At 69.2% G+C, this 25,782-nt stretch carries 20 protein-coding genes; 3 read left to right on the forward strand and 17 right to left on the reverse strand.

The window, feature by feature from the left end; all coding sequences use genetic code 11:
• The first annotated feature begins 65 nt into the window (after positions 1-65).
• A protein-coding gene (locus tag MRB58_RS00805; RefSeq protein ID WP_244781858.1) for an IS630 family transposase occupies positions 66-1,012 on the forward strand; the annotation gives its coding sequence in 2 pieces (ribosomal slippage) (positions 66-402 and positions 402-1,012; 948 coding nt in all).
• A gap of 35 nt (positions 1,013-1,047) precedes the next feature.
• On the opposite strand, the gene MRB58_RS00810 is transcribed toward MRB58_RS00805, so the two are convergent.
• From MRB58_RS00810 to gltA, 15 genes are all read right to left on the reverse strand, one after another.
• Positions 1,048-1,968, reverse strand: coding sequence for a DMT family transporter (locus tag MRB58_RS00810; RefSeq protein WP_244779749.1), 921 nt, complete (start codon positions 1,966-1,968; stop codon positions 1,048-1,050).
• Positions 1,969-2,103: 135 nt separating this feature from the next.
• Complete coding sequence (locus tag MRB58_RS00815) at positions 2,104-3,807, reverse strand: class I SAM-dependent methyltransferase (RefSeq protein ID WP_244779750.1); 1,704 nt, start codon at positions 3,805-3,807, stop codon at positions 2,104-2,106.
• 684 nt (positions 3,808-4,491) lie between these two features.
• Positions 4,492-6,612, reverse strand: a complete 2,121-nt coding sequence (pnp, locus tag MRB58_RS00820; RefSeq protein ID WP_244779751.1) for a polyribonucleotide nucleotidyltransferase — start codon at positions 6,610-6,612, stop codon at positions 4,492-4,494.
• Positions 6,613-6,986: 374 nt separating this feature from the next.
• Positions 6,987-7,256 carry a 30S ribosomal protein S15 gene (rpsO, locus tag MRB58_RS00825; RefSeq protein WP_244779752.1) on the reverse strand — a complete coding sequence of 90 codons (270 nt, stop codon included), beginning with the start codon at positions 7,254-7,256 and terminating at the stop codon, positions 6,987-6,989.
• Between the two features lie 199 nt (positions 7,257-7,455).
• Positions 7,456-7,767 carry a hypothetical protein gene (locus tag MRB58_RS00830; protein WP_244779753.1) on the reverse strand — a complete coding sequence of 104 codons (312 nt, stop codon included), beginning with the start codon at positions 7,765-7,767 and terminating at the stop codon, positions 7,456-7,458.
• Positions 7,767-8,795, reverse strand: coding sequence for a tRNA pseudouridine(55) synthase TruB (gene truB, locus MRB58_RS00835; protein WP_244779754.1), 1,029 nt, complete (start codon positions 8,793-8,795; stop codon positions 7,767-7,769). The genes MRB58_RS00830 and truB overlap by 1 nt, the downstream gene beginning before the upstream one ends.
• A 32-nt stretch (positions 8,796-8,827) precedes the next feature.
• On the reverse strand, positions 8,828-9,304 hold the full coding sequence (gene rbfA, locus MRB58_RS00840) for a 30S ribosome-binding factor RbfA (RefSeq protein ID WP_371747222.1): 477 nt from the start codon (positions 9,302-9,304) through the stop codon (positions 8,828-8,830).
• 205 nt (positions 9,305-9,509) lie between these two features.
• Positions 9,510-12,569 carry a translation initiation factor IF-2 gene (infB, locus tag MRB58_RS00845; protein ID WP_244779755.1) on the reverse strand — a complete coding sequence of 1,020 codons (3,060 nt, stop codon included), beginning with the start codon at positions 12,567-12,569 and terminating at the stop codon, positions 9,510-9,512.
• Positions 12,566-13,195: an RNA-binding protein gene (locus MRB58_RS00850; RefSeq protein ID WP_244779756.1), complete on the reverse strand. Its 630-nt coding sequence runs from the start codon at positions 13,193-13,195 to the stop codon at positions 12,566-12,568. The genes infB and MRB58_RS00850 overlap by 4 nt, the downstream gene beginning before the upstream one ends.
• A gap of 35 nt (positions 13,196-13,230) precedes the next feature.
• The gene (gene nusA, locus MRB58_RS00855; RefSeq protein ID WP_244779757.1) at positions 13,231-14,853 is read right to left on the reverse strand and encodes a transcription termination factor NusA; all 1,623 of its coding nucleotides are present in this window, start codon (positions 14,851-14,853) and stop codon (positions 13,231-13,233) included.
• A 209-nt stretch (positions 14,854-15,062) separates the two neighbouring features.
• Entirely contained in the window at positions 15,063-15,599 is a 537-nt protein-coding gene (gene rimP, locus MRB58_RS00860; RefSeq protein ID WP_256461696.1) for a ribosome maturation factor RimP, read from the reverse strand.
• Between the two features lie 154 nt (positions 15,600-15,753).
• A complete protein-coding gene (locus tag MRB58_RS00865; RefSeq protein ID WP_244779758.1) occupies positions 15,754-16,287 on the reverse strand; it encodes an RNA pyrophosphohydrolase in 534 nt (177 codons plus the stop codon).
• Entirely contained in the window at positions 16,284-16,910 is a 627-nt protein-coding gene (locus tag MRB58_RS00870; protein ID WP_244779759.1) for a glutathione peroxidase, read from the reverse strand. The genes MRB58_RS00865 and MRB58_RS00870 overlap by 4 nt, the downstream gene beginning before the upstream one ends.
• A 246-nt stretch (positions 16,911-17,156) precedes the next feature.
• Positions 17,157-17,966, reverse strand: a complete 810-nt coding sequence (locus MRB58_RS00875; protein ID WP_244779760.1) for an SDR family oxidoreductase — start codon at positions 17,964-17,966, stop codon at positions 17,157-17,159.
• A gap of 157 nt (positions 17,967-18,123) precedes the next feature.
• Complete coding sequence (gene gltA, locus MRB58_RS00880) at positions 18,124-19,416, reverse strand: citrate synthase (RefSeq protein ID WP_244779761.1); 1,293 nt, start codon at positions 19,414-19,416, stop codon at positions 18,124-18,126.
• A 193-nt stretch (positions 19,417-19,609) separates the two neighbouring features.
• Here gltA and MRB58_RS00885 point away from each other — a divergent pair, with 193 nt between their 5' ends.
• The gene (locus tag MRB58_RS00885; RefSeq protein ID WP_244779762.1) at positions 19,610-20,848 is read left to right on the forward strand and encodes an MFS transporter; all 1,239 of its coding nucleotides are present in this window, start codon (positions 19,610-19,612) and stop codon (positions 20,846-20,848) included.
• Between the two features lie 36 nt (positions 20,849-20,884).
• Here MRB58_RS00885 and gltX read toward each other — a convergent pair whose 3' ends face one another.
• A complete protein-coding gene (gene gltX, locus MRB58_RS00890; protein ID WP_244779763.1) occupies positions 20,885-22,324 on the reverse strand; it encodes a glutamate--tRNA ligase in 1,440 nt (479 codons plus the stop codon).
• A gap of 174 nt (positions 22,325-22,498) precedes the next feature.
• On the opposite strand from gltX, the gene MRB58_RS00895 reads away from it, so the two are divergent.
• Positions 22,499-24,586: a ComEC/Rec2 family competence protein gene (locus tag MRB58_RS00895; protein ID WP_244779764.1), complete on the forward strand. Its 2,088-nt coding sequence runs from the start codon at positions 22,499-22,501 to the stop codon at positions 24,584-24,586.
• A gap of 48 nt (positions 24,587-24,634) precedes the next feature.
• Here the strand turns inward: MRB58_RS00895 and MRB58_RS00900 are convergent, their stop codons facing one another.
• The gene (locus MRB58_RS00900; protein WP_244779765.1) at positions 24,635-25,765 is read right to left on the reverse strand and encodes a lipid-A-disaccharide synthase; all 1,131 of its coding nucleotides are present in this window, start codon (positions 25,763-25,765) and stop codon (positions 24,635-24,637) included.
• Positions 25,766-25,782 lie beyond the last annotated feature (17 nt).

The following is a 25,782-nucleotide window of genomic DNA, read 5'->3' on the forward strand; positions in this document are numbered from 1 at the left end:
GTGGGATTCCCGAATCAGCGGAAGTCTGATTCAGCATCATGGCTGGCGATGGGGGGCCAGTCATGATGCCCAAGCTGCTCTCTGAGGATCTTCGCCTTCGCGTGGTTCGCGCCATCGACGATGGAATGTCCCGCCGGCAGGCCGCGGCGCGGTTCGAGGTCGCCCCGTCCACGGCGATCCGATGGTACGAGGCTTGGCAACGCACCGGCTCATGCCGCGCCAAGCGCCAGGGCGGCGACCGCTGGTCCCACGTCACCGAAGCCCACGCCGAGCGCATCCTCGCGATCCTGGACGGCACCGGCGACATCACCCTGGTCGAGCTGAAGGCAAGGCTCGGTGAGAGCGGCGGCACGGTCTCCATCTCGGCGCTGTCGCGCTTCTTCCGTCGCCACGGGATCACGCGCAAAAAAAGACCGGCCACGCGGCCGAGCAGGACCGCGCGGATGTCCTTGCCCGGCGGCACGCCTGGTTCGACGGGCAGGACGAGCTCGACGCCGAGCGCCTGATCTTCATCGACGAGACCTGGGCCAACACGAAGATGGCCCGCACCCACGGCCGCTGCGCCCGGGGGACAAGGCTGCGCATGCCGCTGCCGTTCGGCCATTGGAAGACGACCACGCTGGTCGCCGGGCTCTCGCTGTCCGGGATCGTCGCGCCTATGGTGCTCGACCGGGCGATCAACGGCGTATGGTTCGAGACCTACGTGGAGCAGGTTCTCGCACCATGCCTGTCGCCGGGCGACGTCGTCGTGATGGACAACCTCGGCAGTCACAAGGGTTGGCGCGTTCGCGACCTGATCGAGAGCGCCGGGGCGAGGCTCGTGTTCCTCCCGCCCTACAGCCCCGACTTCAACCCGATCGAGATGGCCTTCGCCAAGATCAAGGCGCTCCTTCGAAAGGCGGCGGAGCGAACCGTCGATGACCTGTGGGACCGCATCGGCGCGGTCCTCGACCTCGTCACGCCAGACGAAGCCCGAGCCTACTTCCGAGCCGCCGGCTATGACCCGGACTGAGCGCGAAGTGCTCTAGGCGCGGCGCCCCCGTCCGCTCATGTCCCGACGGTCGGGTGGCCGGAAGCCTTGGCACGCACCCGCTCGCGCCAGAACGCGAAGAGGCCGGCGCCGATGATGATCGCGCCACCCAGGACGGTCCACGCGCTCATCACTTCGCCGAAGATCACCACGCCGATGGCCGAGGCCATGACGGTCTGAAGGTAGCTGAAGGGCTGGATGGCGGAGGCCTCCGCCGCCTCGAACGCCTTGATCAGAAGGAAGTGGCCCGACATCCCGGTGACGCACAGGACGGCGAGCATCGCCATCTCCAAGCCGCTCATCGAGGACCAGAACCAGGGGCCGATCAACGTCATCGTCACCGCGCCGAAGACGCCGGTATAGTAAAAGCTCGTCATCGCCGCGTCGGTGCGGGCGACGCGCCGGGTCATGAGCTGATAGGCCGCGAACATGAACATGCCGAGGATCGCCACGCCCAGTTCCGGCGTCAGCGCCCGCGTCCCCGGCCGAATGATGAGCATCATCCCGATCAGCCCGACGCCGACCGCCGACCAGCGCCGCCATCCGACCTTCTCGCCGAGCACCGGCCCGGACAGCGCGACGACGAGGAGCGGCATGAAGGCGAAGATGGCGTGGCTCGGCGCCAGACCCAAGAGGGCGAAGGCGGCGATCGCGACACAGATCTCCAGCGCCAGCAGCACCCCGCGCAGCATCTGCAGCCGTGGCTGGCCGGAGGTGAGACCGGCGCGAAATCCCTTGCGCCACAACAGGACGAGGCACACGCCGCCGAACGCCCAGTAGCGCCACATCGTCACGAAGATGGCGGAGTGATTGTCCGCCAGAGCCTTCGAGAGACCGTCCTGGGCTGCGAAAATGATCATTGCGGCCACCATGAAGGCGACCCCGCGCAAGGTGTTGGTCGCACCTGCGGAGGTCGTGGCGGCTAGGGTATTTGCCATGGCGCCGGTATCGCCCGGCGCCCAACCGGACGCAAGGGCGCGTGCACAAGATCGCCGCACCCCTGACCACCGATCCGGCATGGCGCCGGCGGACCGGGCGCACCGGCCGCGTTCGTGTCGCGGCCGGCGGTGTCCTCAAGGTTTGCGGAAGATCTGGATGCCCCAGGCGAGGTTGCCGGCGTCCGCCGCGTCGACCCAGTGCTGCAGGCCGGTGCTCATCGAATCGATGTACTGCGCCGACACGCCGAGATCGCGCAGCCGGTCGGCATTCGCGGTCAGCTCTTCCAGGACACGGGCATAGTGCGTGCGCAGGTCCCCGGTGAGGTCCTCCTGCTCGACGAGTTGGAAGCCGGCCGCCTCCGCCGCCTCGCGGTAGAACCGGAACGAGCCGAGATCCGGCAGGCTGAGGCGGTTGTACACCGGCTGCAGCACGCCCGGCGCCACGTCGTCCGCCTGGCACGGATCGGTGAAGATCAGCGTGCCCCCCGGCTTCAGCACGCGGTAGGCCTCCGCCATCACCTTGGCGCGGTCGGACGAGTGCAGGATCGCGTCCTGGCTCCACACCACGTCCGCGCTGGCGTCCGTCTCCGGCACTTCCTCGAACACGCCGTGCTTGACGGTGATCTTGTCGGCGAGGCCGGCCTGACGCACGAGATGGCGATTGCGGTCGTTCTGCGTCGCCGAGATGTTGAGGCACAGCGCCTCCGCCCCGGTGCGCTTCACCAGCCGGCGCATCGCCCCGCCATAACCGGCGCCGAAGTCGATCACCCGCTGCCCCTCGCCGAGGGAGAGCTTGTCGATCATCCGGTCGACCGTCAGGTCGCTGGCGGCGCGGATGTCGCGGGTGTCGCCGTAGAGGCCGATGTGGAGGTCCTCGCCGCCCCAGATGGTGGAGTAGAAGGTGTCGGCGTCGTCCGAGTCGTAATAATCCTCGGTCGCCGCCCGGGTGTCGACCTCGCCGTCCGCGAGGGCCCCGCCCCACTTGCCGATCCGCATCGCCGACTTCTCGGCCACGTGCACGAAGAAGTCCGGCTCGTTCTCCTGGTAGGTCTCCTGGAAGTCGCCGTAGGTGCGGACCCGCTGGAAGCCGGCCTCCAGCAGCAGGCGGCGCATGTAGTTCTTGCGGATCGGACACAGGTTCAGAGTATAGCTCTGCCCGTCGTCGAAGTCGTACTTCATACGACAGAGACCGTCGTCGATATACTCGGGCTCGGCGGTCACCTTGTCGCCGCAATAATAGAACTTGTGCTTGGACGAGAAGCCGTGGTCCAGCATGGCGTCATAGTTGCGCTGGTCGAGGATCAGCACCCCGTCGTGCTTCAGCGCGGCATAGAACTCGGCGAGCGCGCGGCGCCGGTCGGCCTCCTCGTAGAGGTGGGTGAACGAGTTGCCGAGGCAGATGATGGCGTCGAACTTGCCGTTGATGTCGCGATTGAGCCAGCGCCAGTCGGCCTGCACGGTCTTCAGGATGCGCCCGCGCGCGGAGGCATTCTCGAACGCTTTGCTGAGCATGGCGGCCGACCCGTCGGCCGAGGTGACCTGGAATCCTGCCTCGCCCAGGCGCACCGAGTGGAAGCCCGTGCCGGTGGCGACGTCCAGCACGCTCTCCTTGCCGCGCGCGCGCAGGATGTCGATGAAGAACTGGCCTTCGCTGCTGGCGCGGCCGTCCCAGTCGATGAGCTCGTCCCACTTGTTGACGAACGCCATCACGTATTCGTTGCGGTAGTGGTCGGTGTCGCGGTCTCCGAGGGGGTCCTCGCCGTAACGCTGCTCGTCGAGTTCGAGATCGGCGTTGTCGGGAGCCGTCATGTTGGCCTGAGCCGTCATGGCCTCGTTCATTCGCATATTCCTTCCGTCGCATATTGCCGGCGCGCCGCGATGACGTGCGCGCTGCGTTGCACGCGCGTCGGCTGACACCGGCTTGGTTTTCGGACGAGGACGCGCGCTGCGGCAGGACCGCCAGGGCGGCGGCACGGGTGACGAACGGCCGAGCGACGGGCATGGGGGCGCCCAGTCGCGTCATCATCCTCCGGGTGAGGGTGTTGTAGCCGCGTTGTATAGGATTTCAATGAATTAGAGGAGCGATAGGAACAATAAATTGCCGACGCCTAGCGCGCATCGCCCACACCTTGGCAATTTTTGCCCAGCTACGGCGGCCTTCGTGGCTATCCCGGGCTCAGGCCGGCGACCAATATTCAGAAAAATCCAAGACTGAGACCGTGATATCGTTCTGTCATCTGCATCGAATTCAGGAAGATTTTTCGGCCATCGCCGTTGACAATTCGGATGCAATTCTCCGCCGGACCAATACATCCCTGAATCATCAGGGAAAGCCCGGCGGGCCGGGCCGCCTCTCGCCGCCTCTACCTGCCGGACCGGGTGGATTACCGCCGGATGCGACATTCGCTGCGGCGATGGTGCGTGAGGCGGCGGCTCGCACGCACAAAAAAAGCCCCCCAGGGGGCCGGCGGATCGCCGGTCCTGGGGGGCTTCGATCGGACGAGGCTGATGGGAGCCGGTGGATTACTCCGCGGCTTCCTTCGGGATCTCTTCGCCGGTCTCCTGGTCGACCACCTTCATGGACAGGCGGACCTTGCCGCGCTCGTCGAAGCCCATGAGCTTGACCCAGACCTTCTGGCCTTCCTTGACGACGTCGGACGACTTCTCCGGGCGACCGTTGGTCATCTGGGAGATGTGGACCAGGCCGTCGCGCGGGCCGAAGAAGTTCACGAAGGCGCCGAAGTCGACGACCTTGACGACCGTGCCCTCGTAGATGTGGCCCACTTCCGGCTCGGCGGTGATGCCACGGATCCAGTTGAGCGCGGCCTTGATGGCCTTGCCGTCGGCGGAGGCGATCTTGACGGTGCCGTCGTCGGAGATGTCGACCTTGGCGCCGGTCTTCTCGACGATCTCGCGGATCACCTTGCCGCCCGAGCCGATGACTTCGCGGATCTTGTCGACCGGGATGTTGATGACCTCGATGCGGGGGGCGTACTCGCCCAGCTCCGCGCGCGCCTCGCCGATGGCCTTGCCCATCTCGCCCAGGATATGCACGCGGCCGTCCTTGGCCTGCTCGAGGGCGACCTTCATGATCTCCTCGGTGATGCCGTCGATCTTGATGTCCATCTGCAGCGACGTGACACCGTTCATCGAGCCGGCGACCTTGAAGTCCATGTCGCCGAGGTGGTCCTCATCGCCGAGAATGTCGGACAGGACGGCGAACTTGTCGCCTTCCTTGATGAGGCCCATGGCGATGCCCGCGACCGGGGCCGACAGCGGCACGCCCGCATCCATCAGCGCCAGCGAGGTGCCGCAGACCGTCGCCATCGACGACGAGCCGTTGGACTCGGTGATCTCGGACACGACGCGCTTGGTGTAGGGGAAGTCGTGCTGGGCGGGCAGCATCGGATGGATCGCGCGCCAGGCGAGCTTGCCGTGGCCGATCTCGCGGCGGCCGGGCGAGCCCATGCGGCCGGTCTCGCCCACCGAGTAGGGCGGGAAGTTGTAGTGGAGCATGAAGCTCTCTTTGCGCGTCCCCTCCAGCAGGTCGACGAACTGCTCGTCGTCGCCGGTGCCGAGGGTGGCGACCACGAGGGCCTGCGTCTCGCCGCGGGTGAAGAGCGCCGAGCCGTGCGCGCGCGGCAGGATGCCGACCTCGGCCACGATCGGACGCACCGTCTTCAGGTCGCGGCCGTCGATGCGGGTGCCGGCGTCCAGGATCTGGCCGCGGACGATCGACGCCTCGACCTTCTTGAAGACCTCGCCGGCCTGCTGCTTGGTCGGCGCGCCCTCGGCCTCGGTGACGAACTCGGCCATCACGCGGGCCTTGACCTCGTCGATCGCGGCGCGGCGCTCGGTCTTCTCCTTGATGGCGTAGGCCTTCACCAGGTCCGCCTTGGCGAAGGAGGTGACTTTGGCGGCGAGGTCGGAATAGTCGGCCGGCTGGAAGTCGCGCGGCTCCTTGGCGGCCTTCTCGGCGAGGCGGATGATCGCGTCGATCACCGGCTGGAACTCGGTGTGGCCGAACATCACGGCGCCGAGCATGATCTCCTCGGAGAGCTCCTTGGCCTCCGACTCGACCATCAGGACCGCCTCGTCCGTGCCCGCGACGATGAGGTCGAGCGCGCTGTCTTCCATCTGGTCGAGGGTCGGGTTGAGGACGTACTCACCGTCAATGTAGCCGACGCGGGCGCCACCGATGGGGCCCATGAACGGCACGCCCGACAGCGTCAGGGCAGCCGAAGCTGCGACCATGGCGAGAATGTCGGGCTGGGTCTCAAGGTCGTGCGCCAGGGTCGTGATGATGACCTGGGTGTCGTTCTTGTAGCCTTCCACGAACAGCGGGCGGATCGGACGGTCGATCAGGCGCGAGGTCAGGGTCTCGTGCTCGGACGGACGGCCCTCACGCTTGAAGAAGCCGCCGGGGATCTTACCGGCCGCGAACGCCTTCTCCTGGTAGTTCACGGTCAGCGGGAAGAAGTCGAAGCCGGCCTTGGGCTGCTGCTCGGAGACGACGGTGGCGAGCACGGTGGTCTCGCCGTAGGTGGCGAGGACGGCGCCGTCGGCCTGACGGGCGACCTTGCCGGTCTCGAGGGTCAGCGTGCGGCCGCCCCACTCGATGGTCTCTTTCTGGACGTCGAACATATTCTTGCCTTTCATGCGGACCGGCGCTGGCGGGCAAGACGGCGGGACGCTGCTCGGACACGAGTCCGATCCCCTGCGAGGGGACCCGCAAGGGATGCACAGCGGCCGGCAATCCTGCCCCACGTCAGAGCCGGAGGCCAATGGCCTGCTGGCGGCTCACATGCCGCCGGGTGTCACGCGGCACGGAGTTGCCGCGGTCTTCGGTGTCGCGGCCGGTATGCCGCGGCGTCGTCGTGCGCGAGATCGGTCCCGCGCGGGGTGACGGCGCGTTCGACGCGCCGCCCGGTGGGGTGTTCGCCCCGCTCGTCCGCGCCGGCATCGCCGCGCCGGACGCGAAAGGCCGCCCGGAGGCGGCCTTGTGCCAGGCCGCAGGCCTAGCGGCGCAGACCCAGGCGCTGAATGATCGACTGGTAGCGCTCGACGTCCTTGCCCTTCACATAGTCGAGCAGGTGGCGGCGCTGCGAGACGAGCTTCAGAAGGCCGCGACGCGAGTGGTTGTCCTTCGCGTGGGTCTTGAAGTGCTCGGTCAGATTGATGATGCGCTCGGTCAGCAGCGCGATCTGCACTTCCGGAGAGCCCGTGTCGCCCTCCTTCGCGCCATACTCTTTGATCAGCGCCTGACGGCGCTCGGCAGTAATCGACATCGGTGTCTCCTACATTCGAGGGATGCGCGGCGAGCCGGGATGTCGTCCAGCAGGCGCGCGAAACGGGTCGTCCATAGTGTACGCGGGGCCCACCGGCCACCTCGTGGCCGGCACACCCATGCGCGGTCGTCTCGCCGTGCGGCCCATGAGGGCGGGCCGCCCGGTCTACGCCTCTAGATAAGGCGGCGATCCGCCTTTTTTAGAGGCAGCTCAGCCCGCTCGTGCGCACCCACCCGTAGTAGATGCTGGAACCGGGCGCGGCAAGCCGCACCCAAAGGTCCGCGATCGGGTCGTAGGGCACGTCGAGAATCTCGACGGCGATGCCGCTCGGCAGCGTCCCTTCCGTGGTCGTGCGGGGGGCACGGCTGTACTGGATGGGCGCACCGAGAATGCACGCGTAGGGGCTTATCACCGGTTCGGGCACCGGCACAATCACACGATCGAGATCCGCCGCGAATGCCGCCGCCGGCACGAGGCCGGCGAGGACCGCAGCGAAGAAGGCAAGGCGCATCAATCCACTCCAGGCGGGGTGACGGGAACGGTGATCCGGCGCCGCGGCGCTCGGAACACACGAACCGGTCTTAACTCCCCCGCCTGTGCCCGGCAGAGCGCGACGAGGTTGCCCGCCTCCATCGCGCGAATCTCTGCGTCTTCCACCAGCATCGGGTCACCGGGGCGCAGCAAGGACCCCTGCCCGCGCCGCAAACGCCCGGCCGCGTTGCGATCCACCTCGATTTGCGGCAACGCCAGCAGCGCGTCGGACGGGTTGCGCAGCACCGCCTCGATCGCCGCCTGCGGGTCGACCGCCAGCGCACGCAAGTCCTCCAGCGTGATCATGTCAGCCTCGGCAAAGGGACTGACCCACGTGCGCCGCAGCGCCTTGACGTGCGCGTGCGTGCCCAGCGCCTCGCCGAGGTCGCGCGCGATCGAGCGCACGTAGGTGCCCTTGCCGCAATCGGCGACGAGCGTCACTTCGTCCGTCGCCGGCTCACCGACGATCTCGAGCCGCGTCACGGTGACCACTCGCGGCTTCAGCTCCATCACCGCGCCCTCGCGGGCGAGGTCGTAGGCGCGCTGGCCGTCGATCTTCACCGCCGAGTAGCGCGGCGGGATCTGCGTGATCTCGCCGACGAAGCGGGGCAGCATCGCCTCGATCTCGCCGCGCGTCGGACGCACGTCGGAGGTGGCGATCACCTCGCCCTCGGTGTCGTCCGTGGCTGTCGCCTCGCCCCAGCGCACGGTGAACTCGTAGCTCTTGGCGCCGTCGACGACGTAGGGCACCGTCTTCGTCGCCTCGCCGAACGCGAGCGGCAGCATGCCGGTGGCGATCGGGTCGAGCGTTCCGGCGTGCCCGGCCTTCTCGGGGTTGAACAGCCGCTTCACCGCGCTCAGCGCCTGCGTCGAGGTCAGGCCCGAGGGCTTGTCGAGGACGATCCACCCGTCGAGCTGGTTCTTCGGCTTGCCGCGGCGGCGTTGACCCTTCCCGCGGGGCTTATGCGGCGCCGGAACCTGCTCGCGTTCCAGGTCGAATGTCCTCACGCGGTTCGTCTCCCATCTCATCTCGAAGTCGCTCACTCTTTCGTCTCGCCGTTGGGGTCGGCGGCGGATGTCCCCTCGCCGGCGAACGTGCCGGGGGCGGCGCGCGGCGCCTCGCCCTCGGGCGCCGCGGCGGCCGTGTCGTCGTGCTGGATGTCGGCGGCGACGGTCGGTTCGGACAGGACGTCGCGCATGCGGTCGTCGTCGTCGAACCGGGTGTCGAGCCGGAAGCGCAGCTCGGGCATGAACTTCATCTGCCGGATCTGGCGCGAGAGCTGCCCGCGCAGCGGCTTGGCCTGCCGCGCCAGCGCCTTGACGATCGCGTCCGCGTTCTCTCCGCCGAGCGGCATGACGAAGACGGTGGCGATCTTCAGGTCGGGCGACATGCGCACCTCGGGCACCGTGATCGGCTGCCGGTCGAGGTCGGGATCATAGCTCCCGCCGCGCATCAGAATATCGGACAGAGCGTGGCGGACGAGCTCGCCCACGCGCAGCTGGCGTTGTGATTGCATGTTGATCGGTCACTTTTCCAAGCCGGAGTCGGACCGGCAAGATTCTCTCGCGCGCGGCCAGGCCGCACGGGTGAATTGTCACTCTAACGGAAATGGACGGCGCCCGCAGGAGTCCCGCGGGCGTCCGTTGTCCTCTCGCGCGGTCGGCCCGCCCGGCGGGCGACCGTGACCCGCGCCGACCTCGGGCCGGCGCGGTGCGTGGAGGTTACGCGAGCGTGCGCTCCACCTCTTCGACACGGAAGCACTCGATCACGTCGCCTTCGCGAATGTCCTCGTACTTCTCGAACGCCATACCGCACTCCTGGCCGGCCTGGACGTCCTTCACCTCGTCCTTGAAGCGCTTGAGCGTCTTCAAGGTGCCTTCGTGGATCACGACGTTGTCGCGCAGCAGGCGCACGCCCGAGCCGCGCTCGACGATGCCCTCGGTGACGCGGCAACCGGCGACCTTGCCGACCTTCGTGATGTTGAAGACCTGCAGGATCTGCGCGTAGCCGATGAACGTCTCGCGGCGTTCCGGCGCCAGCATGCCGGACATCGCCTCCTTCACGTCGTCGATCAGGTTGTAGATGATCGAGTAGTAACGGATCTCGACGCCCGCGCGCTCGGCCGCTTCGCGCGCCTGCTTGTTGGCGCGCACGTTGAAGCCGACGATGATGCCGCCGGTCGCGGCCGCCAGGGTCACGTCCGACTCGGTGATCGCGCCGACGCCCTGGTGCAGGATGCGGGCCGCCACCTCGTCGGTATTGAGCTTCTCGAGCGCGCCGACGATGGCTTCCGCCGAGCCCTGCACGTCCGCCTTGAGGACGATCGGGAACTCCGACAGACCCTGCGCCTGCAGGTTCGTCATCATCTGCTCGAGCGACATGGCGGTCGACGGGGCCGCGGAGGCCTCACGCTTCAGGCGGTCGCGATACTCGGTGATCTCGCGGGCACGCTGCTCGCTCTCGACCACCACGAACTGGTCACCGGCTTCCGGCGTGCCGTTGAGGCCGAGGACCTCCACCGGCATGGACGGACCGGCTTCCTTGACCCGCTCGCCCTGGTCGGTCACCAGCGCGCGCACCTTGCCCCACTCGGTGCCGGCGACGAGGATGTCGCCGACCTTGAGGGTGCCCTGCTGCACGAGGCAGGTCGCGACCGCGCCGCGGCCCTTGTCGAGCTGCGCCTCGACGACGACGCCCTGGGCCTCGCGGTCGGGGTTGGCCTTGAGTTCCAGGAACTCGGCCTGCAGCAGACAGGCGTTGAGCAGCTCGGGCAGCCCCTTGCCGGTCAGCGCCGACACCTCGACGTCCTGCACGTCGCCCGAGAGGCTCTCGACGACGACGTCGTATTGCAGGAGATCGGTGCGCACGCGCGTCGGATCGGCGCCCGGCTTGTCGATCTTGTTGATCGCCACGATCATCGGCACGCCGGCCGCCTTGGCGTGGCTGATCGCCTCCTGGGTCTGCGGCATGACGCCATCGTCCGCCGCCACGACCAGGATGACGATGTCGGTCGCCTTGGCGCCGCGGGCGCGCATCGCGGTGAACGCGGCGTGGCCGGGCGTGTCGAGGAAGGTCACCCTGCCGCCTTCGACTTCCACCTGGTAGGCGCCGATGTGCTGGGTGATGCCGCCGGCCTCACCCTGGACGACGTTGGCCTTGCGGATCGCGTCGAGCAGGCTCGTCTTGCCGTGGTCGACGTGACCCATGATCGTGACGACCGGAGGCCGTGAGACGGCGTGCTCGGTGTCGATGTCGCGCTCCTCGAAGAGGCCGGTCTCGACGTCGGCCTCGGACACACGCTTCACGGTATGGCCGAACTCCGTCACCACCAGCTCCGCCGTCTCGGCGTCGATGATGTCGGTGATCTTGTGCATCTGCCCCTCTTTCATGAGGAGCTTGATGACGTCCACGCCACGTTCGGACATACGGGCCGCGAGGTCCTGGATGGAAATCGCGTCGGGGATGGTCACTTCACGCATAATCTTCTCGCGCGGACCAGAACGCGATCCGCCGCGCTTTTCCTTTTCACGGCGACGGCGCAGAGCGGCCAGCGACCGGCCGCGCTCGGTATCGTCCTCGAGCGCGGTGGTGATCGTCAGCTTCGTCTTGCGGCGATCGTCGCCCTTCGTGGCGGTCTTGGTCGGCGTGGCGCGGGCCTTCTTGGCCTTGGCCGATGCCGCCTCGTCCTCCTCCAGCGCGTCCTTGCGGCGCACCGGAGCAGCGCCACGGGTGCTGCGGGTTTCCGTCGTCTCCGCCGTCGCGGCGGACGCGTCGGCGGCCTTGTTGGCGGCCTCCTCGGCTTCCTTGGCGGCGCGGCGTGCGGCGAGCTCGGCCTCGGCCTGGCGGCGGGCCTCCTCACGCTCCTTGCGCAGCTCCTCCTCGGCGAGCTGGCGCTTGGCCGCGTCGATCGCCTCACGCTCGCGTACGGCCTCTTCCTGGGCGCGCAGCTTCTGCTCGCTCTCCTGGGAACGGGCCATGGCGAGGGCGCGGGCGCGGGCCTCCTGCTCGGCACGCGAGAGGGTGCGATGCACCTGGCCGCCGCCTTGACGGCGCTGGCCGCCGCGGTCGCCGGCACGATCGTTCCGATCGTTGCGGTCCGTCCGGCTGGGGGCACCGGCGTTGCGGTCGCGACCGCCGCGCGCTTCCGGACGCTCGCTGCGCACTTCGCCACGGGCGCCGGCACCGCGGGGACCCGGGGTGGAGGCGTGGGCGGAGCGGCGGCGCGGATTGTCGTCGGACGCGGGGGCGGGCGCCGGCGGCGCGGTGCGCACCTCGGCCTTGCCGATGATCCTGGGACGCGCGGACATGTTGAGGGCCTGCGCGGCCAGTTCGTCGGCGGTCGGCTTCTGATCGCGCGCCGTGGTCTCCGCCGGCGCGTCGGACCCGACGTCGGCACCCGGTGCGGGGGCCGCCGAGCTCTCGGCGGCGGGCGCCGGAGCGGAGGCCGCGGCGGTGGGAGCCGGAGCGTCGGACTGAGCGGCGGCGGCGGGCGTCTCGGACGCTGGCGTCGGCGCGGAAGCCTCGGTCGCCTGCGCCGGAGACCGGCGCGGCGCTTCCGCGGCTGGGGCCGCAGGCTGGCGACGCGGCTCCGCGGCAGGTGCCGGGGCGTCCTGCCCAGGTACCATCACACGGCGCTGCTTCTTCTTTTCGACAACGACCGACTTCGTACGGCCATGGGAAAAGCTCTGGCGTACAGTGCCCTTCTCCACGCCGCCGCGGCGCAGCGACAACGTCTGCTTACGGCCGCCAGCCTGTTCGCCGGTGTCGTTCGTTTCGCTCATATAGCAATAGGTCCTGCGAACCGAAGTTCGTCGGGTTGATCAGGATGCGTCTCGTCGTGCGTGCCGCCAAACAGGTACACGCGCAAGCGCGCCGCATCCAGGATAAAGAGTTCGCTTAGTCGACCAATCGCCAGTGCGGCATGAACCACACGCTCACGACCCAGAGTGCGTTCCAGCTCGGCTGAATCGAACACGTCGACCACTGTCATCTTGTTATGGAGATCGAAGGCGTTTTTGGCAAGCGCCTCGACCTTACGTCGCCCGTCCGGAGCCCCATCCGCCGCGCAGATCAGGCCGCATACCTGTCCTGTCGCCAGGGCGGCCTTCACCTTTTCGAAGCCTCGGGTCACCAGACCGGCCTTGTGGGCGAACGCCAAACGCTGCAGCGCCGCCTGCCGCAACAGGGCTTCGACCTGCTCCGGCAAGGTCTCAGATACGACGACCTGAGCCTTGAATCCACGGGCGAAGGCGCGCTTTTTCACCGCAGCCGCGATGCTCGCCGCCGTCCCGTCCACCCACACGCCCCGACCGGGGAGCTTGCGGCGGATGTCCGGCACGACGCCGTCGTCCGGCGACAGCACGAAACGAATCATCGTCTCGGGCGCGCCGACGCGGCGCGTCACCACGCAGGTGCGCGTGGACGGCTTTTCGCGGCGCGCCGTCAGTTTGCGTTCTCCAGCGGCTCTTCGCCCTCGGCGAGGTCCTCTTCCTCCGGCTCGGACTCACCGGCGAGGTCTTCCTCGGTGATCCAGCCGGCGAGAACGCGCGCCGTCATGATCATCTGCTCCGCGTCACCGCGCGAGATGCCGAATTCGGAGAGCGGGCCGGTGTGACGCACCGTCTCCGAGCCGCGCTTCTCGACCCAGCCGACGAGATCGTCCGGGACCGAACCGGCGAAATCTTCCAAATTCTTCACATCGTCGTTGCCGAGCGCCACCATCATCGCGGTGGTGATGCCGGGGACCTCGCGCAGATCGTCGTCGACGCCCAGCTCGCGCCGGGTCTCGTCGGCCTGCCGCTCCATCTCCTCGAGGTTCTCGCGGGCGCGGGCCTGGATCTCCTCGGCGGTCTCCTCGTCGAAGCCTTCGATGGAGGCGATCTCGTCCACCTCGACGTAGGCGACCTCCTCCATGGAGGTGAAGCCCTCGGACGCCAGCAGCTGGCCGACCACTTCGTCGACGTTGAGACCGTCGACGAAGAGCTGCGTGCGCTCCTGGAATTCCTTCTGACGGCGCTCGGACTCCTCGGCCTCTGTCAGGATGTCGATATCCCAGCCGGTGAGCTGCGAGGCGAGGCGCACGTTCTGGCCGCGGCGGCCGATGGCGAGCGAGAGCTGCTCGTCCGGCACGACGACCTCGATGCGCTCGGTGTCTTCGTCGAGGACGACCTTGGCGACCTCGGCCGGCTGCAACGCGTTGACGATGAAGGTGGCCGCATCCGGCGACCAGGGGATGATGTCGATCTTCTCGCCCTGCTGCTCCTGCACGACGGCCTGCACGCGAGAGCCGCGCATACCGACGCAGGCGCCCACCGGGTCGATCGACGAATCGTTGGAGATGACGGCGATCTTGGCGCGCGAGCCCGGATCGCGGGCGACCGATTTGACCTCGATGACGCCGTCGTAGATCTCCGGGACCTCCTGGCGGAACAGCATCGCGGTGAACTGCGGGTGCGTGCGGCTGAGGAAGATCTGCGGCCCGCGCGGCTCGCGGCGCACGTCCATGACGTAGGCGCGGATACGGTCGCCGGGGCGGAAGACCTCGCGCGGGATGAGCTGGTCGCGCCGGCAGATCGCCTCGCCGCGGCCCAGGTCGACGATGACGTTGCCGTACTCGGCGCGCTTGACGATGCCGTTGATGATGTCGCCGACGCGGTCCTTGTACTCGTCGTATTGGCGGTCACGCTCGGCCTCGCGCACCTTCTGCACGATCACCTGCTTGGCCGACTGCGTGGCGACGCGGCCGAACTCGATCGGCGGCAGCGGGTCGGCGATGAAGTCGCCCACGTGCGCGTCGGGATTCTTGGCCAGCGCATCGGCGAGCGAGATCTGCGTGGCGGGGTTCTCCACCTCGTCCACCACCAGGAGCAGGCGCTGCAGGCGCGTTTCGCCGGACTTCGGATTGATCTCGGCGCGGATCTCGGTCTCCTGACCGTAGCGGGCGCGGGCGGCCTTCTGGATCGCGTCTTCCATCGCCTCGATGACGATGGCTCGGTCGATCTGCTTCTCCCGCGCCACCGCATCGGCGATCTGCAACAACTCCAGCTTGTTCGCGCTGACTGCCATAAGGTTTCCGTCCCACTCCAGGCCGCACGCGCGCCGCGCCGGCCTTGTCCGTTCGGGGATAGCCCCACTCGTCCGTCGCCTACCGGCCCTGGACATCCGCATCGGCCCGCGGGCCGTACTCACACCGGCCCCGGCGGGCCGTCTCGAAACGTCCCGGCGGACCGTCTCGGCCGCGCCCCGCGGGACGCTCCCGATCGGCCCCGCCGGGCCTAGTTCATCGCCGCCTTCTTGCCGGCTTTGAGCGACTGCTCGACCAGCGCGTCGGTCAGGACCAGACGCGCGTCGGAGAGTTCGCCCAGCGGCACATGGACCTTTTCGCCCCCGATCTCGGCCATGCGCACATGCACGGCGTCACCTTCGAGGCCGAGAATCACGCCGCGCCACCGGCGGCGGCCGTCGATCGGAATCGCCGTCTCCAGCTTGGCTTCGTGACCCGACCAGCGCTCGAAATCCTCCCGGCGGACCAACGGACGATCGATTCCGGGGGACGAGATTTCCAGATGATACGCCTTCGAGATCGGATCGTCGACATCGAGCGCCGGCGACACCGCGTGGCTGATCGCCTCGCAATCCTCGACGGTGAGCGTGCCGTCCGGGCGCTCGGCCATGATCTGCAGCGTACAGCCGTTCTGCGCCGTGACGCGGATGCGCACGAGGCGGTAGCCCAACCCTTCCAGGCTCGGCATCACGACCCGCGCGATTCGCGCCTCGAGCCCGGTTTCGGTGATGATCCGGTCGTCGTCCAAAAAAAACCTCGTTCATCCCGGCGGTTGTGGCTGTGGGGTGCCGCGGGCCATGCGGGGGCATGTCGCGTCGCGGCAGGAGGGACAGCACAAACGCCGAATGGGCCGGCCCCCGAAGGCGCCAACCCGGTTTAAACTGAGAACCTGAGTGTGGCGGTTAGATAGCCCGGCGCTGCGCGGGGTGCAAGTCCTGCGGTCCGCTCAGCGGCGCGAACGCCTCGACCACATGCTCGTAGACGTCGCGCTTGAACGGCACCACCAGCGACGGCACCGCCGCCAGCGACTCCCACTTCCAGCGCGAAAACTCCACGCTGTGCCCGTCCGGCGGTTCGGTGACGTTGATTTCGCCCTCTTGCCCCAGGAAGCGGAAGGCGAACCAGCGCTGCGCCTGACCCTTGTAGCGGCCGCGCCAGGAGGCGACGTCCTTGGGAAGGTCGTAGTGGAGCCAGCCGTCGACCTCGCCGATCAGCTCGACCGAGCGCACGCTGGTCTCCTCGTAGAGCTCGCGGTGGGCGGCCTCGAGCGGGGCTTCGCCGGGGTCGATCCCGCCTTGCGGCATCTGCCAGGAATAGCTGGGGACGACACCGCGCGAGGCGCGCTTGCCGAGGAAGATCTGCCCGTCGGCCGCGAACAAGGCGATGCCGACGCACAGGCGGTAGCCCTTGCGGGGCGATGCGGCCAGAAGGCTCATCGCGGCCCCGGCGCCGAGAGCGCGCGCTCGACCGCGTCCATCACCTGTGGCGATCGCGGCGACATGTAGGACGGGAAGGTGGCGATGACGCGCCCGTCCCGCCCGATCACGATCTTGTGGAAGTTCCACGCCGGCACCGCCTGCCGCCCGGCGCTGCGGCGCGCCCAGGCGTAGAGCGGATGCGCCCCGCGCCCGGTGACGACGGCCTTCTCCAGCATCGGGAACGACACGTCGTAGCGGGCCGAGCAGAAGCCGGCGATCTCACTGTTGCTGCCCGGCTCCTGGCCGGCGAAGTCGTTCGACGGGACGCCGAGGACGGTGAGGCCGCGCGCGCCGTACATGTCGTTCAGCGCCTCCAGCCCCTCGTATTGCGGCGTGAAGGCGCAGCGCGAGGCGGTGTTGACCAGCAGCACGACGCGGCCGGCGAAGCGATCGGCGGCGAGCGGCCGGCCGTGGATGTCGTTCAGCGTCAGGGCGTGCCAGTCGATCTGGGTGGTGGAGATCTGGCTGGTCTGCGCGGTGACGGTCCGGGCAGCCATGGCGATCCCGAAGGCGGACGCCGCCGCGGCGATGGCGGCCACCTTGAATACGGTTGCCGGCGCTGCGGCGATCGGACCCCTCATGGGCGCTCCTCGAGAATCAGGGGGCGAGCCAAGTCCGGCTCACGGAGGGCTTGTAGCATATCACGGCCCGCCGGTGCCCATCGGGGGATAGGAATAGCCAATCCATGCTGGTGATGTGAACCGTTACCGCAACGAAGTTTGCAAAACTTTGCGCCAGGTCAGGTGCGCCGGCCGGTCCTCGACGGCGCCGAGGTCGGCCGGCGGCACCCTTGCCGTCACGCCGCGGCGCGGGAGCTGCGGGGGGCATCAGTCCCGGTTCTGGACGCGGTCCATGACGCGGCCGGCACGCATGAAGGCCTGGCCCACCATGGAGCGGGCCAGCGCCACCGGGGCGAGCGCCGCGGCGGAGACCGGGCCGATCATCACCGTGGACTGGCGGCCGAGCGCGGCGAGGGACTGGCGCGCCACCTTCTCCGGGCTCATCGCACCGGGGATCGCGGTTCCGGTATAGCCCGCGCGGGTGCCGAACCCGGTGCGCACCGCCCCCGGACATGCGGCGAGCACGTCGACCGGCCGGCCGTCCAGCTCGGCGACGAGCGCCTCGGTGAAGGAGAGGATCATCGCCTTGGCCGCGGCGTAGGTCGCGAAGGTCGGCACGGGGACGAACGCGGTCGACGAGGCGACGTTGATGAGCCCGGCACGGGTCCCACTCTCCTGCGCACGCCCGATCATGCCGGGCAGCAGGCGGTGGGTCAGCGCCAGAACCGCCTCGACGTCGACCCGTATGGTCGCCTGGTGGCGCGCCCAGTCGACGTCCAGGAAGTTGCCGACCGCCCCGACCCCGGCGTTGTTGACGAGGAGGTCGCACCCCGCCTCCTCCGCCGCCCGGGCGACGGCGTCGATCCCGTCGGGCGTGGCGAGATCGGCGACGACGGTGCGCACGCGCGTCCCGAACTCGGCCTCGTATTCGGCGAGCCTGGCGGCGTCGCGGCCGGTGAGGACGAGGTCGGTGGCGAGCGGCATCTCGCGCACGAAGGCCTCGCCGATGCCGCCGGTGGCACCGGTGACGAGGGCGCATCGGGGCGGCTCGCGATGCGGCCGCAGTCTGTCTTTCAATCGCTCGTGCATCATCGGGCGATACTGATCCTCTCCGCCGGCCGCTGTCGAGCCGTCATTCGTCGCAGGCGTGCGGGTCCGCCGGGCGCACTGCCCGGCACGAAAAAAGCGCGCCACCCGGAGGTGACGCGCTTTCATCTGCCGAAGTCCGGGCCGGTCAGCGCTGGGCGATCGGCAGGTAATCGCGCTTCGGGGCGCCGGTGTAGAGCTGACGCGGGCGGCCGATGCGCTGCGAGGGATCCTCCACCATCTCCTTCCACTGCGCGATCCAGCCGACGGTGCGGGCGAGCGCGAAGAGGACGGTGAACATGGTGGTCGGGAAGCCGAGCGCGCGCAGCGTGATGCCCGAGTAGAAGTCGATGTTCGGGTACAGCTTCTTCTCGACGAAGTACTCGTCGTTCAGGGCGATCTTTTCGAGCTCCATCGCGACCTCGAGGAGCGGATCGTCCTTGATGCCCAGTTCGGAGAGAACCTCGTGGCAGGTTTTCTGCATGATCCGGGCGCGCGGGTCGTAGTTCTTGTAGACCCGGTGACCGAAGCCCATCAGGCGGAACGGATCGTTCTTGTCCTTCGCGCGGTCGATATACTCGGGGATCTTGTCGGCGGTGCCGATCTGCTCGAGCATGTTGAGCGCGGCCTCGTTGGCGCCGCCGTGAGCGGGGCCCCAGAGGCAGGCGATGCCGGCCGCGATGCAGGCGAACGGGTTGGCGCCCGACGAGCCTGCGAGCCGGACGGTCGACGTCGAGGCGTTCTGCTCATGGTCGGCGTGGAGGATGAAGATCCGATCCATGGCGCGGGCCAGAACCGGGTTCACCTTATAGTCCTCGGCCGGAACCGAGAAGCACATGCGCAGGAAGTTCGACGAATAGTCGAGGTCGTTGCGCGGGTACACGAAGGGTTGCCCCACCGAGTACTTGTACGCCCAGGCCGCGATCGTCGGCATCTTGGCGATCATCCGCACGGAGGCGATCATGCGCTGCTGCGGGTCGGTGATGTCGGTCGAGTCGTGGTAGAAGGCCGACAACGCGCCGACACAGCCGACCATGATGGCCATGGGGTGCGCGTCCCGGCGGAAGCCGGAGTAGAAGCGGTTCATCTGATCGTGGATCATCGTGTGATAGGTCACACGGTTCACGAATTCCTGTTTCTCCGCCATCGTCGGCAATTCGCCGTAGAGAAGCAGGTAGCAGGTCTCTAAGAAGTCGCCGTGTTCGGCCAACTGCTCGATCGGATAGCCGCGGTAGAGAAGAACGCCCTTGTCGCCGTCGATATACGTGATCTTCGATTCGCAGGAGGCGGTGGAGGTGAAACCGGGGTCGTAAGTGAACATCCCGGTGTCCTTGTAGAAGGACGCAATGTTGACGACGGACGGGCCCTCGGTCCCGTTCATCACCTCGTAGTCCACCGTTTCCGAGCCGACGGCGAATTGGGCTGCTTGTTCTGTGGTCATCGTCGGCTCCAGTGTTGGCCAAGCCAGGGGTGCCCGCCGGGCACGCCGACGAGCGCAAAAATCGTCTGAAGCCCACTATCCGAAGCCGCCCTCCCCTTCAAGCCTGACGTGAGCGCAGGCCCCTGACACGCCTCGCCGATCGGCAGTTCATTGCCTCTTTTCGAGCGCTTGACGGAGGCGTAGGGGAGAAAGGATGGCAAAGAGCTTCTACGTCCGCAATGCCTGGTGGCTCTTCACCGGCGCGGTCTTCATGTTCGGTTCCTCGTTCGGGCAGACCTATTTCATCGCCCTGTTCGCCGGCGCCATTCGCGCCGAGTTCGGCCTGTCGAACGGCCAGTGGGGCGGCATCTACACCGTCGCGACGCTCGCCTCCGCCACCTGCCTCATCCACTTCGGCCGCCTCGCCGACACGATGACCGTGACACGCCTGGCCGCCGGCGTCCTCGTCCTCTACGCGCTCTCGGCGACGACGATGGCGCTGGCGCCCAACATCGTCGTGCTGTGCCTGGCGGTGTTCGGCCTCCGGTTCTGCGGCCAGGGGATGATGACGCACATCTCGATGACGGCGATGGCGCGCTGGTTTCGCGCCAACCGTGCCAAGGCGATCGCGGTGGCGGTCCTGGGCTTTCCCATCAGCGAGGCGCTGTGGCCGCCGCTCGGCGTCGTGGTGCTCGACGTGATGGGCTGGCGCGAGACGTGGCTCGTCATCGCCGGGCTGATCCTGGCGGTTTTCCTGCCGGCCCTGACGCTGATGACCCGCAAGGGCCGCACCCCGCAGGGCGAGGGCGACAATACCGAGGCGCCCGGCATGCTGGGCCGCCAGTGGACCCGCGGCGAGGTGCTGCGGCACTGGACGTTCTGGACGATCCTGCCCGGGCTTCTGGCGCCGCCGTTCATCGGCACCTGCGTCTTCTTCCATCAGGTCCACATCGCCACCGTGCGCGGCTACGACCTCTCGGTGATGGCGTTGGGATTTGCGATGTATGCCGGGATCTCGGTGGCGAGCTCGCTGGCGTGCGGGCCGATCGTCGACCGAATCGGCCCGGCGCGGGTGCTTCCCGTGCTCCTGCTGCCGCTGGCGGTGGCGATCGCGATTCTCGCCATCCCGGCCGGCGTGGAGATCTGGTTCCTGACCCTCGCCGGCATCGGCATCAGCCACGGCCTCGTCATCACGCTCATCGGCGCGATCTGGCCGACGCTCTACGGCACGCGTTGGATCGGCTCGATCAAGGCGCTGGCGACGTCGGGTGCGGTGATGTCGACCGCGGCGGGTCCGGGGCTGACGGGGGCGATCATCGACATGGGCGTGCCGTTCCCCGAGCAGGCGCTCTTTCTGTCCGCCTACTGCCTTGCGATGACGGCGCTTTTCACCGCCGTCGCGCCCAAGATCAACGCCATGCTGGTCGCGCCCCGATCCGCGGTCCCGGCCTGACCGGCGGCGCGGCCGCGCCCGCCGCCGGTCCGCGAATCAGTCGCCGGCCGCCGCGGCCTGATCCTGGATGCGACCCAGCGATTCGGCCCGCCCCAAAGCGACAAGCACGTCGAAGATACCCGGCGACGTCGCCGCGCCGACCAGCGCTGCGCGCAGCGGCTGGGCGACCTTGCCCAGCTTGACGCCGGCCTCGTCGGCGTAGCGGCGCACTTCGGCCTCGATCCCGTCCGCCACCCAGGGGTCGACGAAGCGCAGCCGCTCGTAGAGCGCCGCAAGGTGCCCGCGCGCCTCGCCGGCGAGGAGTTTCTCGGCCTTTTCGTCCATCGTCAGCGGACGGGCGGCCCAGATGAAGCGGGCATTGTCGAGTAGTTCCACCAGCGTCTTGGCACGCTCGGCGAGCGAGGGGGCCAGCTTCTCGAGCTTGGCGCGTGCGCCCGCGTCCAGCGCGGCGCCGATCGCCGCGGCGTCGTCCTGCGCGGCGATCACCGGCTCCAGCGCGGCCATGATGCGGTCGGGCGTCGCCTCGCGCATGTAGTGGCCGTTCATGTTCTCCAGCTTCACGAAGTCGAACCGCGCCGGCGAACGGCCGACGGCCTCCAGCCCGAACTTCTCGACCATCTCGCGCGTGGAGAAGAACTCCTCGTCGCCGTGCGCCCAGCCGAGGCGCACCAGATAGTTGCGCAGCGCCTCGGGCAGGTACCCCATCGCGCGGTAGGCGTCGACGCCCAGTGCCCCGTGCCGTTTGGACAGCTTGGCACCGTCCGGACCGTGGATCAGCGGGATGTGCGCCATCTGCGGCACGTCCCATTCCATCGCCTCGTAGATCAGCGCCTGGCGGGCGGCGTTGGTCAGATGGTCGTCGCCGCGAATGATGTGGGTAACGCCCATGTCGTGGTCGTCGACCACGACGGCGAGCATGTAGGTCGGCGACCCGTCCGAGCGCAGGATGACCAGATCGTCGAGGTTCTCGTTGGCGAACGTCACCTCCCCCTGGACGAGGTCGGGGATCACCGTCTCCCCCGTCGACGGGGCCTTGAGACGGATCACGGGATCGACGCCGGGAGGCGCCTCGGCGGGGTCCTTGTCGCGCCAGGTGCCGTCATATTTCGGCGGGCGACCTTCGGCGGCAGCCTTCTCGCGCATGGCGACGAGCTCTTCGGCCGAGGTGTAGCAGCGATAGGCCATGCCCTTGTCGAGCAGGGTTTTCGCAACCTCCGCGTGCCGTTCGGCGCGGGTGGACTGATAGACGACCTCGCCGTCCCCGTCCAGCCCCAGCCAGGAGAGCCCGTCGAGGATCGCGTCGATCGCCTCGGTCGTGGAGCGGGCGCGGTCGGTATCCTCGATCCTCAGGCGCATTTCGCCGCCGTGGGCGCGCGCGAACAGCCAGTTGAACAGAGCGGTGCGGGCGCCGCCGATGTGAAGGAAGCCGGTCGGCGAGGGCGCGAACCGCGTCACCACCTTGGATTGAGACGTCATCTGATACACGCTAGATTGAGGCTGTCGGCGTGGTGTGTAGCGGGATCAGCCCGCCCGCGTCGACCCTTGGAGAGCGCCGATGGGAGAGAAGATTCGCCTCAGCCGTCCGCCGCGGGCCCCGCCCGGCCACCGCCGCGGCGCACACCGCGCGCCACCGAGCCCGGCCGCGCCACGGTGACGCTGGTCCTCCCACGCGCCCGCCCGCGGCTCGACCTCGGTGCGCGGCTCGCCGGCTGGGTGGCGCACGACGCGGCCTTCGGCCGGTTCCAGCTCTGGCTGCCGGTGCTGGCCGTCGTGGGGATCTTCCTCGGCGTCGAGCTGCCGTTCGCCGTGGCGCCCTGGTGGAGCGGCGGCGCGGCGGCGCTCGTCCTCGGCGCGCGGGTCGCGGCCGGCCGCTCGACCCGCCTTGCCCGCGCGGGCCCGGTGCTCCTGGCGCTGGCGGCGGTGCTCGTCGGGATCCTCGCCGTCGGCCTCCAGGAACACATGAGCGGCACCCCGGTGGTCGAGCGGGCGGGAACGGTGGACCTCACCGGACGCGTCGTCGCGGCGGAGGCGCGCGGGGCGGGCCGCGCCAGCATCGTCGTCGCGGTGACCGGCGGCAGCTTCCGCGGCGCCGTACCGCGCCGGGTGCGCCTCTCGGTCCGCGGCGACGGTCCCTTCCCGGTCGGCGCGCGCATCGCCGCCAAGGCGCGGCTCTTCCCGCTCCAGGGCCCGGTCTATCCCGGTGGCTACGATTCCAGCCGCCGCCTCTTCTTCGACGGAATCGGCGCCAGCGGCTTCACCTACGGCCCGCCGGCCGTCACGGCGCCGCCGGCGCCCGGCCTCGCGGCGACGATCGACCGGGTGCGCACCGCCGTCGCCGAAAACATCACCTCCAGCCTCGGCGAGACGCGCGGCGCGGCGTTCGCCACGGCCCTCCTCGTCGGTCACCGGGGCGACATGGCGCCCGAGGACGTCGAGGCGCTGCGCGTCTCCGGCCTCGGCCATCTATTGGCGATCTCCGGCCTGCACATGGCGCTCGTCGCCGGCTCCATCTTCGCCGCGGTGCGGTTCGCGCTCGCCCTGTCGCCGCGCCTGGCGCTGGGGGCGCCGATCCGCAAGTGGGCCGCGATCGCCGGTCTCCTCGCGGCCACCTTCTACCTCGCCCTCTCCGGCGGCTCGGTCGCCACGTTGCGGGCCTACGTGATGCTCATCGTCGGCCTGGTCGCCATCCTGGTGGACCGGCCCGCGCTCACCATGCGCACCATCGCGGTCGCGGCCGTCGTCGTCATCGCGCTGGACCCGGTGTGCGTCACCGAGCCGTCGTTCCAGATGTCGTTCCTCGCGGTGGTGGCACTCGTCGGCGCCTACGAGTGGTGGTCGTTCCGGCGACTGCGGTTCGGCGTCGGCTGGTCCCGGCCGGTGACGGCGTTCGTCCTCGGCCTCGCGATGACCTCGCTCATCGCCGGGCTGGCGACAGCACCCGCCGCCGCCTACCATTTCCACCGCCTCGCGCCCTACGGCCTCCCCGCCAACCTCACCGCGATGCCGATCTTCACGCTTCTGGTGATGCCCTCCGGGGTGATCGCGCTTGCGCTGATGCCGCTCGGGCTGGAGGACGCCCCCCTCGCGGTGATGCGCTGGGGCCTCGACCTGATCCTGGTGATCTCGCACGCCGCGGCGGACGCCACGGGCGACAGCGGGCTCACCGGGCGGATCCCGGCGGCGTCGGCGATTCTCGCCGCGCTGGGCCTCCTGTGGCTCGCGATCTTCACGGCGCCCTGGCGTGTCGCCGGCGCGCTGTTCGTTGCGGCCGGCCTCGCCATCGCGCCGACCGCCCCGCGATTCGACGTCATGGTCGCCGAGGACGGCGAGACGATCGCCGCGCGCGGACCGGACGGCCGCCTCGGCCTGCTGGGCGACAGCGACGGCTTCGTCGCCAGCTTGTGGCTCAAGGGAGATGCCGACCCGCGCGCCGACGGTGCGGTGCCGGCCGCCTGCGACCCGCTCGGGTGCACCATCCCCCTCGGCGGCGAGCGCCTCGCCCGCCCGTCCTCGGCCCGCGCCCTGGCCGACGATTGCGCCCTCGCCGCCGCGGTGGTGGCGCCGATGCGCGTCCGCCTCGACCGATGCGCCGCCGGCCTCGTGATCGACCGCCGCGACCTGAAGCGCCACGGTGCCGCCGTCGCCTGGCGGCACGGCGCGCAGTGGCAGATCCGCACCGCCCGGCCGTTCGGGCCGACGCGCCGTTGGCAGGTGCCGCCGGACGTCGCCCACGACTGAGCGCCCGCCCCCGTGCGGGACCGACCGGTTAGGACAGAGGACCAGACACTATAGCCGCACGCCGTCGGCCGGCGGCAGGATCGACAGAACCGCGTCCGCCGCCGTCTCCGCCGGCGACCCGTCCACCTGCATCGCGGCGGCGAACTCGTCGAACACGCGTTCCTGGGTCGCGCGCTCGGGCGTCCCGTCGACCAGCAGCGGGGCCAGCGCCGCGGCCAGCGCCTCCGCCGTCACCTCCTCCTCGAGGAAGGCGGGGATATCGTTGCGGCCCACCACGATGTTGGCCAGCACCATCGACGGCGCGGTCACGATGCGCACGATGTGGTTGATGCGTTTGACGATACGGCCCGCGATGTCGAGCTTGTAGGCGACGACCATCGGCACCCGCGCCGCGGCCAGTTCCATCGTCACCGTCCCGGAGGCCGCGAGCGCCGCCTTCGCGCGGTCGAACACGGCCTGTTTGTCCGCCCCCGGCCGGATCGTCACGGGGACCGACCACGCCGCCGCCAGCGCCTCGATCCGCTCGCGCAGTCGCGGCACTGCCAAGATCTCCACCGGCTCGCGCGGCGCCACTCGCGCCAATGCCTCCCCGAAGACCGGCATCAGCCGCTCGATCTCGGCCCTCCGGCTGCCGGGGAGCACCAGCAGCGACTCCCCCGCCACGGCCGGCCGGCGCATCCGCTCGAACAGCGGATGGCCGACGTAGACGCAACGCGGCCCGCCGAGCCGGGCATGCACCTCCGGCTCGAACGGGAACAGCGCCATCACCAGGTCGACGTATGGGACCATCGCGCGTGCCCGTCCCGGCCGCCACGCCCACACCGTGGGACTGACGTAGTTGACGATCGGCACGTGCGGCAGCCGCCGCCGCACCCGCTTGGCGACGCGGTGGGTGAACTCCGGCGAATCGACGATGACGAGAACGTCCGGGCGGAAGGCGATCACGGCCGCGGCCGCCTCGCGGATCCGGCCCAGCAGGCGCGGCAGCTGGCGGATGATCGCGTCGATCCCCATCACCGAGATCTCGTCCTGCGGAAAGATCGGTTGCAGCCCGGCGGCGGTCATGTCTTCGGCGCCGATGCCGCACCAGACGATCTCACGGCGGGCCGCGAGCGCCTCCATCAGTGCCCCGCCGAGCCGGTCGCCGGACGGCTCGCCCGCGATGATGGCGATGCGCAAGGGGTCTCGCGACGCGG

This window comes from Acuticoccus sp. I52.16.1, assembly GCF_022865125.1.
In the GTDB taxonomy this organism is placed as follows: Bacteria; Pseudomonadota; Alphaproteobacteria; order Rhizobiales; family Amorphaceae; genus Acuticoccus.